This window comes from Bacillus vallismortis, from assembly GCF_004116955.1.
Taxonomy (GTDB): domain Bacteria; phylum Bacillota; class Bacilli; order Bacillales; family Bacillaceae; genus Bacillus; species Bacillus vallismortis.
Genome location: NZ_CP026362.1, coordinates 3852838 through 3868327, shown reverse-complemented (window position 1 = coordinate 3868327; position 15490 = coordinate 3852838). Strand labels below are relative to the sequence as shown.

At 45.2% G+C, this 15490-nt stretch carries 17 protein-coding genes and 2 pseudogenes; 8 read left to right on the top strand and 11 right to left on the bottom strand.

Going from position 1 to position 15490, the window contains the following annotated elements; all coding sequences use genetic code 11:
* Nucleotides 1–6: 6 nt before the first annotated feature.
* Nucleotides 7–695, bottom strand: a pseudogene (locus BV11031_RS20445) (TetR/AcrR family transcriptional regulator).
* A gap of 332 nt (nucleotides 696–1027) precedes the next feature.
* On the opposite strand from BV11031_RS20445, the gene slrA reads away from it, so the two are divergent.
* Nucleotides 1028–1186 carry a transcriptional regulator SlrA gene (slrA, locus tag BV11031_RS20440; protein WP_010329041.1) on the top strand — a complete coding sequence of 53 codons (159 nt, stop codon included), beginning with the start codon at nucleotides 1028–1030 and terminating at the stop codon, nucleotides 1184–1186.
* Between the two features lie 170 nt (nucleotides 1187–1356).
* On the opposite strand, the gene BV11031_RS22730 is transcribed toward slrA, so the two are convergent.
* Nucleotides 1357–1497, bottom strand: coding sequence for a hypothetical protein (locus tag BV11031_RS22730; RefSeq protein ID WP_162985568.1), 141 nt, complete (start codon nucleotides 1495–1497; stop codon nucleotides 1357–1359).
* Between the two features lie 129 nt (nucleotides 1498–1626).
* Here BV11031_RS22730 and BV11031_RS20435 point away from each other — a divergent pair, with 129 nt between their 5' ends.
* Entirely contained in the window at nucleotides 1627–1935 is a 309-nt protein-coding gene (locus BV11031_RS20435; RefSeq protein WP_010329042.1) for a DUF485 domain-containing protein, read from the top strand.
* A complete protein-coding gene (locus tag BV11031_RS20430) occupies nucleotides 1932–3473 on the top strand; it encodes a solute symporter family protein (RefSeq protein WP_010329043.1) in 1542 nt (513 codons plus the stop codon). Before BV11031_RS20435 ends, BV11031_RS20430 begins: the two co-directional genes overlap by 4 nt.
* A gap of 87 nt (nucleotides 3474–3560) precedes the next feature.
* Here BV11031_RS20430 and BV11031_RS20425 read toward each other — a convergent pair whose 3' ends face one another.
* The 6 genes and pseudogenes from BV11031_RS20425 to cidR all read right to left on the bottom strand — a co-directional run bounded on the left by BV11031_RS20425 (nucleotide 3561) and on the right by cidR (nucleotide 8444).
* Nucleotides 3561–4163 (bottom strand): DsbA family oxidoreductase, encoded by a 603-nt coding sequence (locus BV11031_RS20425; RefSeq protein WP_121643546.1) that lies wholly within the window; start codon nucleotides 4161–4163, stop codon nucleotides 3561–3563.
* Between the two features lie 91 nt (nucleotides 4164–4254).
* Nucleotides 4255–5505: an iron uptake transporter deferrochelatase/peroxidase subunit gene (efeB, locus tag BV11031_RS20420; protein ID WP_129551006.1), complete on the bottom strand. Its 1251-nt coding sequence runs from the start codon at nucleotides 5503–5505 to the stop codon at nucleotides 4255–4257.
* Between the two features lie 18 nt (nucleotides 5506–5523).
* A pseudogene (locus BV11031_RS23110) lies at nucleotides 5524–5901 on the bottom strand (Efem/EfeO family lipoprotein); the annotation flags it as partial.
* A gap of 146 nt (nucleotides 5902–6047) precedes the next feature.
* Nucleotides 6048–6716: a thiamine phosphate synthase gene (thiE, locus tag BV11031_RS20410; RefSeq protein ID WP_129551005.1), complete on the bottom strand. Its 669-nt coding sequence runs from the start codon at nucleotides 6714–6716 to the stop codon at nucleotides 6048–6050.
* The gene (thiM, locus tag BV11031_RS20405; RefSeq protein ID WP_129551004.1) at nucleotides 6716–7531 is read right to left on the bottom strand and encodes a hydroxyethylthiazole kinase; all 816 of its coding nucleotides are present in this window, start codon (nucleotides 7529–7531) and stop codon (nucleotides 6716–6718) included. The genes thiE and thiM overlap by 1 nt, the downstream gene beginning before the upstream one ends.
* Before the next feature lie 7 nt (nucleotides 7532–7538).
* Nucleotides 7539–8444, bottom strand: coding sequence for a cidABC operon transcriptional activator CidR (gene cidR / locus BV11031_RS20400; protein WP_039075098.1), 906 nt, complete (start codon nucleotides 8442–8444; stop codon nucleotides 7539–7541).
* Nucleotides 8445–8549: 105 nt separating this feature from the next.
* On the opposite strand from cidR, the gene BV11031_RS20395 reads away from it, so the two are divergent.
* The 4 genes from BV11031_RS20395 (at nucleotide 8550) to BV11031_RS20380 (ending at nucleotide 11132) form a co-directional block, all read left to right on the top strand.
* A complete protein-coding gene (locus BV11031_RS20395) occupies nucleotides 8550–8936 on the top strand; it encodes a CidA/LrgA family holin-like protein (RefSeq protein ID WP_015714922.1) in 387 nt (128 codons plus the stop codon).
* The gene (locus tag BV11031_RS20390; RefSeq protein WP_129551003.1) at nucleotides 8918–9595 is read left to right on the top strand and encodes a CidB/LrgB family autolysis modulator; all 678 of its coding nucleotides are present in this window, start codon (nucleotides 8918–8920) and stop codon (nucleotides 9593–9595) included. The genes BV11031_RS20395 and BV11031_RS20390 overlap by 19 nt, the downstream gene beginning before the upstream one ends.
* A gap of 102 nt (nucleotides 9596–9697) precedes the next feature.
* A complete protein-coding gene (locus BV11031_RS20385; RefSeq protein ID WP_129551002.1) occupies nucleotides 9698–10900 on the top strand; it encodes an MFS transporter in 1203 nt (400 codons plus the stop codon).
* Nucleotides 10901–10934: 34 nt separating this feature from the next.
* On the top strand, nucleotides 10935–11132 hold the full coding sequence (locus tag BV11031_RS20380; RefSeq protein WP_121643551.1) for a YwbE family protein: 198 nt from the start codon (nucleotides 10935–10937) through the stop codon (nucleotides 11130–11132).
* 35 nt (nucleotides 11133–11167) lie between these two features.
* Here BV11031_RS20380 and BV11031_RS20375 read toward each other — a convergent pair whose 3' ends face one another.
* A complete protein-coding gene (locus tag BV11031_RS20375) occupies nucleotides 11168–12355 on the bottom strand; it encodes a class I SAM-dependent rRNA methyltransferase (protein WP_129551001.1) in 1188 nt (395 codons plus the stop codon).
* A gap of 122 nt (nucleotides 12356–12477) precedes the next feature.
* Between BV11031_RS20375 and glxA the strand changes: the two genes are divergently transcribed.
* Nucleotides 12478–12858 carry a glyoxalase GlxA gene (gene glxA, locus BV11031_RS20370; protein WP_039075093.1) on the top strand — a complete coding sequence of 127 codons (381 nt, stop codon included), beginning with the start codon at nucleotides 12478–12480 and terminating at the stop codon, nucleotides 12856–12858.
* 216 nt (nucleotides 12859–13074) lie between these two features.
* Here glxA and BV11031_RS20365 read toward each other — a convergent pair whose 3' ends face one another.
* Nucleotides 13075–14412, bottom strand: coding sequence for a Kelch repeat-containing protein (locus tag BV11031_RS20365; RefSeq protein WP_129551000.1), 1338 nt, complete (start codon nucleotides 14410–14412; stop codon nucleotides 13075–13077).
* Between the two features lie 309 nt (nucleotides 14413–14721).
* Nucleotides 14722–15399 (bottom strand): DUF2711 family protein, encoded by a 678-nt coding sequence (locus tag BV11031_RS20360; protein ID WP_121643553.1) that lies wholly within the window; start codon nucleotides 15397–15399, stop codon nucleotides 14722–14724.
* Between the last annotated feature and the right edge of the window lie 91 nt (nucleotides 15400–15490).

Sequence of the window (15490 nt, the reverse complement as noted above, 5' to 3'; positions counted from 1 at the left end):
TATACTTCATTGATGTTCCTCGCTTTCTGAAAAACTTTTTAACATTTTTGGCCTCACATGTTCTCTGTCCAGAGTAAAAAAACCGAGAGTGCGTCTAAAAAGCTGCGGAATGTGGCGGGCTGTCCCAATACATATGCTTGTTTAATGATTCCGTCAAGCACTGCACATATTATTTTAGCCGTATATCCCGGATCAATACAGGCGTCAATCAGCTTTCTCTCCTTCAGCCACTTAATATATAACGCATTTTCCTCAACCCACAATTCGTACAGCCGGACATAGGCCTTGCATCTCTGAACGACTTTATACGTCGGCATATTCATGGCAAATGAGGTAATATCCCATGACGGCTTATTTATGTAATAGGAATAAAGCAGTTCTGCGGCATGTTTTGCAGCCTCGTCCAATGTCAGCGGTTTCACTGAAACCCGCTCCATTTGATCAAGATACCCGATGATGATCTTTTTTTTCATCTGGCGTTTTTCGAGAAGATGCTGCAGAAAATCCTCCTTGCTGACAAAGTGGACATAAAACGCTCCTTTGCTGTACCCGGCTGCTCTGCTGATATCCTCTACAGAAACCGGATCATACGCTCGGTCAATCAACAAGTTCAAGCCAGCGTCTATAAAACTTTCAAATGTTGCTTCTCTTTTCATTTTAAATTTGTTTTTTTCATATTTTTCTCCAGGCGGCATGATTACCCTTATCTTACAACGGATCAATCTTTAGCGGTATTTATTTCTTTGAACGCCTATGCTATTCGGTTTCTCTGGGGTCATTTTTAATAGGCTAAATGATTTATTTTCATTTACATACTATCCAGTCAGTATTTAATTGTTTATTATTATAAATAAGATTCATTGGTTATATTAGTCATTTTTTTAGGGAATAGGTAGGTGGTTTTTCCTTCAGTTTGTGAACACCGAGCAACTATGTGTGAAATTTGTTGTACTCGCCTCATCATTGCGCCGGCTGGTGTTATTGCCCGCATGTTGCAGGAAAACATTTTATACAATTGGAGGTTACTATGAAAACTCATGTTAAAAAAGATTTGGACAAAGATTGGCATATGTTAATGCAAGAAGCTAGATCCATGGGGTTAGGCATTCATGATGTGAGGCAGTTTTTAGAATCTGAGACAGCATTGAGAAAGAACAATCACAAAAAAACCGTCCGCCAAGACTAATCCGAACAGGCGGATCTATTACCTCTGGCTTTTCTATCATCTGACCTGAGTTTTCACCATATCCTCTATTCGAAAGCGATTGCTGCGCCGAGCTTGAGGACAAACGGTGTGTCAGCTACCATACGACAGACAGCCGGTGATGCAATCACCTCTTGGCACATGCATTGCTATTAAGAGGTGATGCGAACCTCCATAACCAGGCTCTGGTAAACAGCAGCTTCGCCGAGAACAAGCGTTATTCGGTGAGGTTTTGAAAGCAAATTCGTATATACGCGGCCGAGCTGGAAAACCTTCGCTTGTCTTTCTGCCATTGCGTATACCTTCACGGCTTCCTTCTTTTTTCATCCTCCAGATATTCTTCAACGCATAAACCAGACTTTCAGTACATACCTATTGGTGTACCTTTTTGCTTACGTTTAACCACTAAAAGGAGGATAGCCATGTACAAAGCTGATTACAAACAGATTGCTGCAACGCCGTCTTTCCAAGCCTTTTTAAAGCAGAAACGCGCCTTTATTGTTCCTTCTGCGATTTTCTTTTTCGTCTTTTATTTTTCACTTCCTGTTTTGACGTCTTACTTCACTTTTTTGAATGCGCCGGCCATTGGAGCTGTTTCATGGGCTTGGCTGTTTGCCATCGCCCAATTCGCCATGACCTGGATCCTGAGTACGATGTATTCCCGAAGGGCAGCCCATTTCGATCAATATGTAAGCGCTTTAAAATCGGACCTGAAGGGTGAACAGACATGAACATGACTGCTTTTCTATTATTTTTAGCCATCGTCGGCCTGACGCTTGTCATCACATATTTTGCCGCGAGGAAGACGAAAACGACGAGTGAGTTTTATACAGCTGGCGGCGGGCTCACCGGTGTTCAGAATGGACTGGCAATTGCCGGCGACTACATGTCTGCTGCTTCGTTTCTGGGGATTGCCGGAATGATTGCGTTATATGGGTTTGACGGATTCTTTTACAGCATCGGTTTTCTGGTCGCTTATCTCGTAGTCTTGTACATCGTGGCGGAACCGCTACGGAATCTTGGGAAGTATACGATGGCGGACATGATTGCGGCTCGTTTTAAAGAAAAGAAGATCCGCGGCGTCGCGGCGCTGAATACCATCGCCATCTCTACTTTTTATATGATCGCCCAGCTCGTGGGGGCGGGTGCGCTGATCAAACTGCTGCTTGGGCTGGATTATACCGTAGCGGTTCTCATCGTCGGGGTGCTGATGACCATTTATGTCGTGTTTGGCGGCATGATCGCGACAAGCTGGGTACAAATTATTAAAGCCGTTTTGCTGATGGCCGGCACACTCGTGATTTCTATCATCGTGTTTTCAAAATTCGGCTTTAACCTCAATACCATGTTTGAGCAGATGAAAACGGCCACTCCGCTTGGCGCTGATTTTTTAAACCCCGGAAATAAATACAAGGTGCCGCTTGAGACTCTGTCGTTAAATTTGGCACTCGTGCTGGGAACCGCCGGCCTTCCGCATATTTTGATCCGGTTTTATACCGTTAAAGATGCTAAGACGGCCCGGACATCTGTTGTGTCAGCGACATGGATTATCGGTGTCTTTTACATTATGACGGTGTTTCTCGGTTTTGGCGCCGCTGCGTTTGTCGGTTTTGACGCGATTACGGCGGCCGATTCAGCGGGAAATATGGCGGCTCCGCTTCTCGCGAAAGCGCTCGGGGGAGATTTTCTGTTTGCATTTGTGTCAGCCGTCGCCTTCGCTACCATTTTAGCTGTCGTGACAGGGTTGGTGCTGTCTGCCGCCTCGGCGTTTGCCCATGATATTTACAGCCAGATCATCAGAAAGGGAGAAGCAACTGAAAAAGAACAGATGAAAGCGGCCAGATGGGCTTCTGTCACCGTGTCAGTGCTCTCCATTCTCCTCGCGATTTTTGCACAGTCCTTAAATGTGGCGTTCCTTGTCGCACTTGCATTTGCGGTGGCGGCAAGCGCAAACCTCCCGCTGATTGTGTTTACGGTCTTCTGGAAGAGATTCAATGCCTCAGGCGCATTATGGGGCAGCCTGACAGGCCTGATTAGCGCGCTAGTGCTCGTGTCGATGAGCCCTAGTGTGTGGGACCCGTCCGGAGGTGCTATATTGACCGGCGATCCGCTCATTCCGCTTTCTAATCCGGGCATTATTTCCATTCCGCTCGGCTTCCTTGGCGCGTGGCTTGGAACGCTGCTGTCGTCGGATAAAACAGTCGATGATGATACGTTTGCGGAAATTCAGGTGAAGGCGCATACCGGCATTCATATGGAACGGGAGTAAATGAAAAACCGCTTGTGTGGTTGACATTTAAAAAAGGCTGTCGAGGTACTCTCGACAGCCTCAGCTCTCTTGTATAGGGAGCTTTCCTTACTTTTTCTGCTGTTCCTCAGAAATCACTTTTTCAAATACGTCCTTGCCGGCAGCACCCGGGATCACAGTATCGCCAATGATAAAGGTTGGGACGGCTGTGATGTCAGCTTCTTCGTAGGCGTGCTTTAAGGCTTGGCTCTGCACGTCTTGATATGTTCTGACTTCCAGCGCGGATTTGAATGAGTCTCCGTCCAGCCCAACTTCCTCGGCAAGCTTCGTCAAGATATCAATGTCTCCGATATTTTGGCCCTCTTGAAAAAACGCCTGAAAGACACGGGTGTTATATTCATGTCCTTTTTCGTATTCCTTTGCAAAGTGAAAGCCTTCAAACGCCAGATGTGTATATGGGTGAGGCGAGATATTTGGAAAATTGATCTCGACTCCTAATTTGTCCGCCATTGGCTGGATGGATGTCCGCCACATGTACTGTTTGGAAGGATCATTGACCGGGTCAAGCTGGGGAGACGGGCTTGGGCGCAGTTCAAATGGCATCCACTCAACGTCAACATCCTTGCCTTTTATCGCTTCTTCAAAAGCGGCTTTTCCAATGAAACAAAATGGGCAGACGTAATCTGAATAAACTTTAATGTGTACTGTCATAATACGCTCCTCTCGTAATAGGTTGATTGTAACCTGTAACAATAAAAGTTACAAATATTTTTTTAAAAAAAGAAGCCGATAAAGGCTACTTTTATGATTCCAGCAAACGCTGGGCAATATATTCTCCTTTTTTGCAGCCGCCTGGGCATGCATATAATGCAGAACCGATTGTTTGCGTATATTCATTTAATGCATCCTTTGCCGATAGAACCTTCAGCATGGGGATAAACTGATTGTCGGGATTTTTTTGAAAACAGATAAACAGGAGACCCGCATCCATATTGCCGGTTTTCGGATCAAGTCCTTCTGTGTAAGAGAAAGCTCTGCGCAATATTTGTTTTCCCGTAGACTTCGAAAGGCTGACGTGTGAATGTGGCGGGATTTGATTCAGCTTCACGGGATCTGTTTCCTTTTTCTGGCCGAAAGGCGCCCCCGAGCTTTTTATGCGCCCGAAGGTATCCTCTTGATCCTTGAGGGAAGAGCGGTCCCATTTTTCAAGGAACATTTTGATTTTCCGAAAGGCCATATAGGTGCCGCCCGTCATCCAGTCGGGCTCACCGGACTGAATCCACACGATCGAGTTCATCAAGGTGTCATCTTTCGTGCTCTGGTTGCCTGTACCATCTTTAAACCCGAAGAGGTTTCGCGGCGTTTCTCCATTTTTTCCTCCGCTTAAAAAGCCTTTATTCACAAAGCGGACCTCACAGGTGCCGGTCGCTTGATTCAACAGATTTCTAAACGCGTGAAACGCCACTTGTTCATCGTCCGCGCATACTTGGATGCAGAAGTCTCCGCCTCCCTGCTTTTGATCAAGATTGTCATTCGGCATCGCGGGAAGAGCGGCAAGGTGCTTCGGCTTTTTGCTTTTCAGCCCGAAGCGATCCTTTCCGTCTTTTTCAAAAAAGCCAGGCCCGAATCCGAATGTAACCGTTAAGTTGGAAGGGGATAAATCAGCAGATTCACCTGTATCCTGCGGCGGCAGAGATTGATTTTTCTGCTCAGCCGACATTTTCTTTCCAGACGTCAGCATTTGTGTCAGACTTGTCCAATTTTTGAATAATGTAATGATGTCGCTCTTCTTTTTTGCTGTTACATCCAGCGCGGCAAAATAGACATACGTCTGATGGGCAGTTGTGATCCCGGCCTGATGGTTTCCGTAAAACGGAACAACCTGCTCCTCCTCTTGTTCATCCTTTTTTGATGACTTAGCAGCAGTTTGAACTAGCGGAGCAAGACCGTCGAGTCCGCTGGCGCCGATTGCAACCGCCGCGCCTGCCATCGCTCCCCATTTTAAAAAGTCCCTTCTCTGAATTTGTTCTGGCTTTTTTTGTTCATCGCTCATGCTGTGACAAAACTCCTTTTATAGCACATTCGCAATCTCCGACATCGTTTCAGGAAGAGTCGTCAGCTTTGTGCTCAGCTCTCTGATTGGATCTTCACTTAATGTATCATAAGACGTATAGAACTGATCATTTGTTTTGTATTTTGCCATTAAAACTTCAAATTCGCTGAATTCCGTATCCAGTTTTCCCGTCAGGTCAGAGTGATCTTTCACAAGCGCGCTTGTTACTGTTTGATATACAGCTTGGGAGCCTTCAAGATTCGCCATCAGCTCAACTCATATCATTCGTGAGTTGCGCTCCTTTTCTCTAGTGATATTCGAAATGCCGGCTCCTTTCGCGCCTGCTCCATGTTGTTCTGGTACTGCCATTGATTCAATGAAACGGTCAGTTCTTTTTCAGCTGTTGCCTTTTCGATCCTCCCGAAATGGCTATCTGCATCGACTTCACGGTCGTATTTACGGATCAAAACCACCGCGGCGGAAAATTTGAAACAACAGCAAAAAGCTGCCCTTTATCGGACAGCCTTCAGATGGGATCATGTTTATTTGCCCTTTTTATACGTTTGAATGTCTTCATAAAACTGGCGCGCGGCACCCTCTGGATCCTCCGCCTGACTGATGGCGCTGATCATACTGACACCGTCAGCCCCCGCTTGGATAACAGATGCGGCATTTTCGATTGTGATGCCGCCGATGCCGACAATTGGAATGCCGATGCCTTGGCGGCGAACCGCTTCAATGAGAGATACGCCTTGCACAGCTCTCGTATCCTTTTTCGTTTCTGTCGGATAAACGGGCCCGAGTCCGACATAGTCCGCCCCATCTTCTTCAGCCTGCTTCACTTCAGGCATTGTATGGGTGGAAACGCCAAGAATCATATCGCCTATGGCGTCTCTCACCTCTTTTGCGTTAGCGTCTTCCTGGCCGATGTGGATTCCGTCAGCCTTCAGTTTCAGAGCCAGTTCTACGTCATCATTGACAATGAAAGGAACACCGGCTTCACGACAGGCTTCCTGCACGCTTCTAGCGAATGTAAGCCGCGCCTCCCCTGTCAGCGTGCCCCCTCCCTTTTCACGAAACTGGAACAGCGTGGCGCCGCCTTTTAACGCTTTTTGTACAACAGTGACAGGATCGGCATTCGTATTGTTTGACCCCATAATGAAGTAAACAGACAATAACTCTTTCATCATTTCCCGAGAAATACGTGTCATCAGAGAATCACCCTTTCTATTGTCGCCAACGCTTGGACGTCTTGTTCAGTAACAGATGAAAGCTTGTTAAGCAATTCAATCTGAAAGCTGCCCGGACCTTTGTCAGCTGTCTCTTGTGCGGCAAGCTGGGCTGCGACCCCGTATGAAGAAATGGCAGCGATAGCGGCAAACAATGGATTTTCTTCCACAGCGCAAAACGCTCCGACAACGGAAGTCAGCAGGCACCCGGCGCCTGTCACTTTCGTCAGCAGCTTATGCCCGTTATGGAGGGTATATACGGTTGATGAGTCGGCTATGACATCGACTGCACCAGTGATCGCAATGACCGTGTTGAGCTTTTGCGCCGCCTGCTGAGCCAGCCGGATGGCATCGCCTCCCCCGTCTCCCGCATCAACACCTTTGATCAGCCAATCGGTCACGCCTACGGTATGAGCAATTTCCGCCGCGTTTCCTCTGATCGCTGAGAGGCGCACCTCACGAATGATGTCACGCGCTGATTCCGTGCGGAATGGTGTTGCTCCAGCGCCGACAGGATCAAGAATGACAGGGACGCCATGTTCATTGGCTGATTTTCCCGCAATGATCATCGCTTCGACTGATTCCTTGCTCAGCGTTCCGATATTTAAAACAAGCGCACCCGCCATCTTCGCCATGTCGGCCACCTCTTCTTTCGCGTACGCCATCACAGGTGATGCGCCGAGGGCGAGCAGGCCGTTTGCTGTAAAATTCGTTACGACATTATTGGTTATGCTATGCACCAGAGGGCTCTGCTGGCGGACAGCGGTTAGACATTTTGCTGCTGATTGTGCATCCATGTTTGCATCATCCTTTACTCTCTTTTTTCGGGTCCCATAAATACGATTTCGTATGTTCAAGCCAGGCTCTGGCCGCAAATGACAAGTAGCGGTCCTTTCTCCAAATAATGGCGAGGTGCCAGGGGATGACCGGATCGACAAGCGGAATGACCTTCACTTTTTCCGGGTCAAGCCCGCGGCAGATTCGTTCCGGCAAAAGCCCGATCCCAAGGTTAGCTGACACCATCTCACTGATAAAATCCCATTGTGAGGTTTCATAAATGATATGAGGCCGAAATCCGGCCCGGATACATTCCGTCATAATTCGATTATGCAGGACAAAATCCTCCCTGAAGAAAATAAAAGGCTCGTCCTTCAGTTCAAGCAGCCCGCACTCTTTTTCATCTGCCAGCCGGTGGGAAGGGTGAACGACAAGCATTAAGGTTTCTTTTACGATTGTAAACGAATGAAAGATGTCTTCATTTGCGGGAAGAACCACAACGCCGATATCAAGTGAACCGTCCCCAACACCTTCTTGGACTTTTATAGAACCGTCTTCCACCAGCTGAAAGGTGACATTCGGATAGTTTTCACGGAAATCGCCGAGCACTCTCGGGAAAAATCCCGATCCAATCATCGGGGGCAGTCCAATTCGTACGTGCCCTTTCTTGACCTCCATAATATCATTTAATTCTGACGTTAGATTTTGAAATGATTTAATAATTTCCTGCGCCTGCACATACATGCTATGGCCGGCGTCAGTCAGTTCCACCTGCCTGCCGTTTCGGTAAAACAGTTCAATCCCGAGCTCCTCTTCTAAATTTTTGATCATTTTTGATATCGTCGGCTGCGACACATAGAGAGATTGAGAAGCCTTCGTAAAGCTTTTTAAACGGGCGACTTCCAGAAAATATGTTAAATGGCGGATATCCATGTGCTTCCTCCTTTCTATAGACAAAAGGAATACTTATTATTCTTTATATATATTTTACCTATAGCGAGACCTTATGTACAATATGAATATAAGGGAGGCATCAATATGAAAAAACTGTTGCTAACCGTTATTCAAATCGCTCTGTTATTTATATTTGCTAGGCTGATTAATTGGGTGACAGCCCTTCTTCATATAAATATTCCCGGCAGTATAATTGGGATTGTGATTCTTTTCACATTATTACACTTTAACATTATCAAGCTTGAATGGATAGAGCTTGGCGCGGCGTGGCTTCTCGGGGAGCTGCTTTTATTTTTTATCCCGTCTGCCGTCGGAGTGATTGAATACGGAGACATTATGTCGAAATTTGGTGTCAGCATTTTGCTTGTTGTCATCATCAGCACGTTTGTCGTGATGGTGTCTACAGGAACGCTTACACAAATCATTGCAAAAAGAAAGGAGAAAAAGCATACGTGTTCATCGGAATTGTAAGTTTGTTTTTAACAGTCTTGGTGTATATAGGAGCAAAAAAGGTATATCAACGCTTTCCGCGTGTCTATACGTCGCCGCTATTGGTAACGCCCGCTGTGTTAGTCGGTCTGCTGCTGCTCGCGAATGTCCCGTACGAGTCCTATAATCTCGGCGGCGAATTGCTGACCGATATGCTACAGCCGGCCACCGTAGCTTTTGCGATCCCGCTATATAAATATTTCCCTGTTTTAAAGAAATACGCAGTGGAAATTATTTTGAACGTAGCCGTCGGCTCATGCATCGCCATTATTTCAACTGCTCTTATTGCGAAATGGCTTCACCTCGGCACCGGCTTAATCGACAGCCTTGTTCCAAGATCAGTGACCACGCCGATCGCTATGAACGTATCAGAAATGATCGGCGGAATGCCTGCCGTCACAGCCGTGTTTGTGATTTTGACCGCGCTGTTAGGCACAGTGATCGGCCCGATGGTCATCCGCTATTTCCGCATTGATAACGAAATTGCGCGGGGCGTGCTGCTCGGCACAAGCGCGCACGGAGCGGGAACGTCAAAAGCATTTGAACTCAGCTCTGTATCCGGCACGATTTCCAGCGTGTCGATGATCTTAGCTGCGATTATGACGCTTTGCGCGGCGCCGTTTTTACTATCATTTATGTAAGAAAACTGTCCTCTCAGGGCAGTTTTTTTATGTGCTGCTCCTTATTGAAAAGCTGGCCGATTACAATATAATGTATTTTGTGGATACTAAAGGAGGCACCCCATGCACAACTTGCAGGTGAGACGGCATTATGCCGCGTTAAAAGGATTTTATTTGTTTGCTTTTCTCGGCACAGGCAGCATCATTCCCTTACTCAGCATGTATTTAACAAAAGAACAGCAGTTAAGCGGCTCACAGGTCGGCTTGATCATGTCACTCGGCCCGATTGTGATGATTTTCTTTCAGCCGTTTTGGGGCATGCTGAGCGACTATACGCAAAAAACAAAGGGTCTGCTGGCGATCTGCACAGCAATCACGGGCATCATTGGATTAGGCTATCTTGCATTTGACGGCTTTCCCCTGTTTATTTTGGTTGCGGCCTGTTTTGCAGCCTTTCAAAGCACGATTATTCCATTATCGGACAGCATTTCACTACGGTACACACTAAAAACAAACGGCAACTACGGCGGAATCCGCCTGTTTGGTTCTCTCGGCTTCGGCGTCGCGGTGTTTGTCATGGGCCAGGTGACGAATCAGCTGTACCCCATTCACGTCATTTTTATTTTTGGCTGTGCCTTCCTGTGCATTGCCGCCATATTGGCCTCACAAATGCCCGGCCAGCAGAAAACAAAAACAAAGGTCAATATCCGCAAAGGATTCCGGGAGCTTATCAGCAACAAAACGTTCCTCATCTTTATGATCATCACCTTTACGACATTTGCTCCGAATTTAGCGAACAATACGTATTTCAGTCTATTTCTGGACAAAAGCGGCGCGTCACTTTCCGCTATCGGCCTTTTATTTTTTATCGGCGTGATCTCAGAAATTCCATTTATGCGATTCGCCCAAACATTTATAGATAAAATGGGACTGCTCAACGTCATTATGCTGTCAGGCGGGGTCTCTTTATTCAGGTGGGCGCTCTATTTCACAGCGCCTTCATTATGGATCATTTATGCGACGGTCTTTCTTCAGGGAGTGGCTATCGGTTTATTTATCCCGGCTGCGCTTCAATACGTGAAAAAAATCACCCCAAGCCACGTTGAAGCGACGGCGCTGACCATGTATGCTGCCATCGGCAACGGATTCGGCAACTGGTTTTGCACATTTGCGGGCGGGTATATTTTTGATTACGTGTCGATCTTCGCAGTCTACTTGCTTTTTGGTATTCTGGGCATAGCAGGCTTTGGGCTGACATTCTATTTAATGAAGGCTGAAAAAAACAAACACACACTTCATCAGCCGGCTGTTACTTTTAAACCATAATGACGATAATGAATAAAAAGAAAGGATGAGCGTGATGAACGGACAACAACGAAGCAACATTTCAAAAGGATTACAGGTGGATATTGTATTGAAAGCAGATCAAAAAACAGGAAAACTGACGAGAGGGACAGTGAAGGATATTTTGACGAAGTCGAGCTTTCATCCACACGGCATTAAGGTCCGTCTTGAAGATGGCCGCATCGGCCGCGTCCAGCAGATCATTTCTACATAAAAAAAGCTGCCCCCTGAACAGGGCAGCTTTTCGCTTTATTTTTTCTGCAGAAAGACCACTTTTAGGTAGTTGCCTTCCGGAAACGCCGAAATCGTTTTAAAATCCTCCGGCAGCGTAAATTCCTCAATGATTGCGTAGCGTTCATTGGTTTCTTTAAAGGCTGCGTCGATAAAGCCTTTGAATTTCTTCATGCCGAAGGCGCTGCTGTTTGTGGAAGCAACGATGACGCCCTTGTCAGCTGTAATGGCGATCGTTTCCTTCAGAAGATTTTTATAATCTTTGGCCGCGCTGAAGGTGCGTTTTTTTGTGCGCGCAAAGGAAGGCGGGTCTAGAATAATCAGATCAAAACGCAGATTCTTTTTCGCCGCATACGAAAAATAGTTAAATACGTCCATCACTTTTATGTCGTGTGCCTCGTAATCGAGCTTGTTCACGCTGAATTGCTCGATCGTTTTGGCCAGGCTCCGGTTTGCCACGTCCACGCTCGTTGTTTTCTCCGCTCCGCCAAGCGCCGCTGCCACGGAGAATGCACCCGTATAAGAAAACGTGTTTAAGACGGTTTTTCCGTTTGCGTATCGGTCTCTGATCGCCTTGCGCACATGTCTCTGATCCAAAAAGATTCCCGTCATGGCGCCTTCATTCAAATCGACCGCGTATTGGATGCCGTTTTCCTGAATGATGATCGGAAATTCGCCTCTTTTTCCTTTCACGAAGTCATCATCTTCGACGTATTGTCCAGCTGTGTCGAAGCGTTTTTTCTCGTAAATCGCTTGATAATCAAGATCAAGCTCATCCAAAGCGGAAATCAGGATGTCTTTAAAGGCGTAAATGCCTTTGCTGTACCATTGAACCAGCAGGTAGCCGCCATAATAGTCGATCGTGACACCGCCGATACCGTCGCCCTCCCCATTAAACATACGGAAAGCTGTTGTATCTTGAGCCTCGAAAAGTTTGGCGCGTGCTTGGACCGCTTTGGATAATTTGCTGAGAAAAAATGCTTGGTCAATCTGTTCTTGTTTATTGCGGGTAAGCGTCCAGCCGACCCCTTTGTTTTGCAGGCCGTAATAACCACGCGCGAGAAACTCCCCGCTCTCAGATACGATATCAACGAGGTCTCCTTCTTTCACGTGCCCCGCACTCCCTGCGAGCGCTTCCTTTTCGATGAGGGGGTAGCCTTTTTTGATTTTTGCAGTGTGTGCTTTTTTTAGGGTGAGTAGCTTCATGTGTGTTCGTCCTCTTTCTGTTTGCTTTCTCTTATCGTACCACAAAACACCAAGATGTCTGCATTGACAGAAAGGAAAGGTTTTTCTACGATAGACAAATAAGAGTTACGAGGAGGAGCAGCATGGCAAAACGAATTGACCATACAGGCATTATGGTAAGAGATATCAACGCGTCCATCACATTTTATGAAGAGGTTCTCGGCATGAAATTGAAGGATCGCATCACACACACGAACGGTGTAATCGAGCTTGCTTTTCTCGGCTTTGAAGACGGCCCGGAAACAGAAATCGAACTGATTCAAGGCTACAGCAGCGAGCTTCCGACCGAAGGAAAAGTGCACCACATAGCCCTGCTGACGGATGACATTGCGGCTGAATATACAAAAGCGGAAAGAATGAACGCGACATTCATCGACGAAGAGATCACAACACTCCCAAACGGGTATCGTTATTTCTATATCGAAGGTCCTGATGGTGAGTGGATTGAGTTCTTTCAGCGGTAAAAATAAAGAACGTACATTTTGTGGTGTACGTTCGAACCTGTTGAAAAAATAGTATGTCATAACAGGAAGTCCATCGATATGACAGCAGTTTCACGTATGAATTCCCAATTTACATGAAGATGTAATGAAGCGAAGCCGTATCCGGGTGCACATCCGGTTTCCATGATAAAAAGGATAATGAAAAGGCCATTCAGTGAACTGAATGGCCTAACATGCTTACTTATATTTATTAACCTCAAACATTAAGATATTATTAAAGACAACATAATCTTTTTTGCTTTCAAACGGGCCTTTGTTATTGTCATGCTCATCAATTGCATAAAAACCGGGGCCTTCCCCTTTATCACGTGCTTCGTACCATTTGATGAAATCATTTACTTCCTTCATGGAAAGTTCATATTCTTTTTGCAAACCGTTGGTCATCGTGACTACAAGTAGAGCTTGCCCCTCAACTGATGACTGCTTATCATCAGTTGAATTATCTGGCTTTTTATTCTCATCTGTGCCAGGTGTTGCATTATCATTTTTATCTCCTGGTGTTGTCGTATCACCAGAGGGCTTATCATTTTTGTCTTCTGTACTACTATCTGATTTTATACCTAAATCTTTTAATGAAATTGCATCAACTGATTTATATTTATACGGCGCTTTTCCAGAAAAACTGCCATTTTGTTCCCTCCCACCTATTAGGTAAAGAGTATCATCAACTATTACAGCTGAATGCGCCATTTTGTAATAGTCTGTTTTTGGAACAGATAAAGACGAAAACGTTTCTGTCTCTGGATCATACACTTTAATTCCAGCGACACCTCCAGTGACCAGCATCTTCCCTTTATATACCACAGATGAGAGATAACTTCCTGAAAATCCTCCCTTCTTCGCTGTCCAGCTACCACTCACTGGGTTATATTCATACACATTTCGATTCAATGCTTGTGTGCCGCCCGCTATATATAATTTATCATTGATCACTGCGGAAGTACCGGCAGTTACCTCATAATTAAAGCGTTGTTTTTTTTCCCACTTTCTATTTTCAAGATCATAGCTATAGGTATTCTCATAACGTTTATGAGCTAAAGTACCTCCATATCCGACCACATATATTTTATTTCCGATGACCCCTGCGTATAAACTATACGCTGGAATTTTCATCTCAAACGGAAGGTCATCTATTTTTTCCCAAGTATCTGTTTTTGTATCATATACTTCTACTGTATTGACGTTCCCCTCTAATGATCTGCCTCCCATCACATAGATTTTATCATTAACGGTAACAGTAGCAGCACCTGCTCTCGCTGTTGGCATGTCAGCTTTCTTAGTCCATTCATTTGTTTTTGGATCATACATAAATGTTTGGTTTTCAGCATATTCTGTTGCGCTTCCACCACCAATTACGTAAATTTTCCCATCCACGACACTACTACTTGCAGCAACGCGTGACTCTGGTAAATCCGCCTTTTTTTCCCACTTAACTTCTTCAGCTGCACTCGCCGTCTGAAACGATTGAGTCACTGAAATGATCAACAAAAGTAACACAATTAAGTATTTCTTCAAAATAAACACTCCTTTTTAATAGGTGCACTTAACCAATATCGACATCGTTTACCAATTTTTCATATGTTTTATTGAATTTTATGTTAAAATGCACTCTGATAGGAATGTCTTTTAAAACTGAAATAAAATCTAACTGGAATTAGGCATCAAGGAATTGATAGTTTACAGATATTGTATCAGGGGTATCACCGAGTAGCTTTTTCCTTATCATTAAGAGCTTAAAGAGAAGACTCCTAAATGAACCGTTTGATCTTCGCACAGAATAAAACAATAGGGAGATTTCAACATTTTGTGATTTACGTTCTTTTTTCATCTATACCAACTGATATGTGTGCCCTCATCGCAAATCATGGCTTCCCAGCCCATACGCTGAACCAACTCATTGATGTTTCCACCTTTCGCTAAAAAGACAGTAATGAAGGAGTCATATACACTCATCAACACAAAATCCATTTTTTTATCAGTCAACATGAGCTCTGCGGCGGCATCATCAAGAACTGTCTGTAAGTTAGTCTCAGTTATCTCCAGAAAGCCACTGTTTTCTATAATTGGTTCTGAGTAATAAAACTGATTGGCCCCGTTCGAACGAAACACTTCTACCAAACTGGAAATATGAAAATTTGAAATATGGTCCTCACTGGGATAAAAGAGGCCTTCATTTATATTCCCATGTAAAACTTCAGCCAAATCCTCTCTCCCGCACTCATCCCTTAAGGCGCCTATCGACGTCATTAAAGCCAACGCCAGCTCGGCATTTGTTTGAAAGCCGCAAGAGGACTTGACCTTCTTCCATGAAACGGCTTTGCCTTTTTCCCTTACTTCCTCATCATTTGGATAGATATGTTCATACTCATTTTTTCTCTTTTCTTTCTCCCATCCTTCAGGCATTTGAATAAAAGGAGAAAATAAAATAGCTGCTGATGTATATTCTGCTGGTATTTGTTTTAAGATTGGTGATTCATCATCGAACCATATGTATTCTAGCATTACGCACCCCCTTTACATATTCTAACATCCGCTTTTAATTGAAAGAAGCTAATCATCCCAACGGCCCAGGCTGATTAGCTTTAACAACACA

Coding starts and splice junctions, on each gene's coding strand:
- slrA (WP_010329041.1), top strand. CDS start 1,028: ATGAAAACTCATGTTAAAAAAGATTTGGACAAAGATTGGCATATGTTA.
- BV11031_RS22730 (WP_162985568.1), bottom strand. CDS start 1,497: ATGGCAGAAAGACAAGCGAAGGTTTTCCAGCTCGGCCGCGTATATACG.
- BV11031_RS20435 (WP_010329042.1), top strand. CDS start 1,627: ATGTACAAAGCTGATTACAAACAGATTGCTGCAACGCCGTCTTTCCAA.
- BV11031_RS20430 (WP_010329043.1), top strand. CDS start 1,932: ATGAACATGACTGCTTTTCTATTATTTTTAGCCATCGTCGGCCTGACG.
- BV11031_RS20425 (WP_121643546.1), bottom strand. CDS start 4,163: ATGACAGTACACATTAAAGTTTATTCAGATTACGTCTGCCCATTTTGT.
- efeB (WP_129551006.1), bottom strand. CDS start 5,505: ATGAGCGATGAACAAAAAAAGCCAGAACAAATTCAGAGAAGGGACTTT.
- thiE (WP_129551005.1), bottom strand. CDS start 6,716: ATGACACGTATTTCTCGGGAAATGATGAAAGAGTTATTGTCTGTTTAC.
- thiM (WP_129551004.1), bottom strand. CDS start 7,531: ATGGATGCACAATCAGCAGCAAAATGTCTAACCGCTGTCCGCCAGCAG.
- cidR (WP_039075098.1), bottom strand. CDS start 8,444: ATGGATATCCGCCATTTAACATATTTTCTGGAAGTCGCCCGTTTAAAA.
- BV11031_RS20395 (WP_015714922.1), top strand. CDS start 8,550: ATGAAAAAACTGTTGCTAACCGTTATTCAAATCGCTCTGTTATTTATA.
- BV11031_RS20385 (WP_129551002.1), top strand. CDS start 9,698: ATGCACAACTTGCAGGTGAGACGGCATTATGCCGCGTTAAAAGGATTT.
- BV11031_RS20380 (WP_121643551.1), top strand. CDS start 10,935: ATGAACGGACAACAACGAAGCAACATTTCAAAAGGATTACAGGTGGAT.
- BV11031_RS20375 (WP_129551001.1), bottom strand. CDS start 12,355: ATGAAGCTACTCACCCTAAAAAAAGCACACACTGCAAAAATCAAAAAA.
- glxA (WP_039075093.1), top strand. CDS start 12,478: ATGGCAAAACGAATTGACCATACAGGCATTATGGTAAGAGATATCAAC.
- BV11031_RS20360 (WP_121643553.1), bottom strand. CDS start 15,399: ATGCTAGAATACATATGGTTCGATGATGAATCACCAATCTTAAAACAA.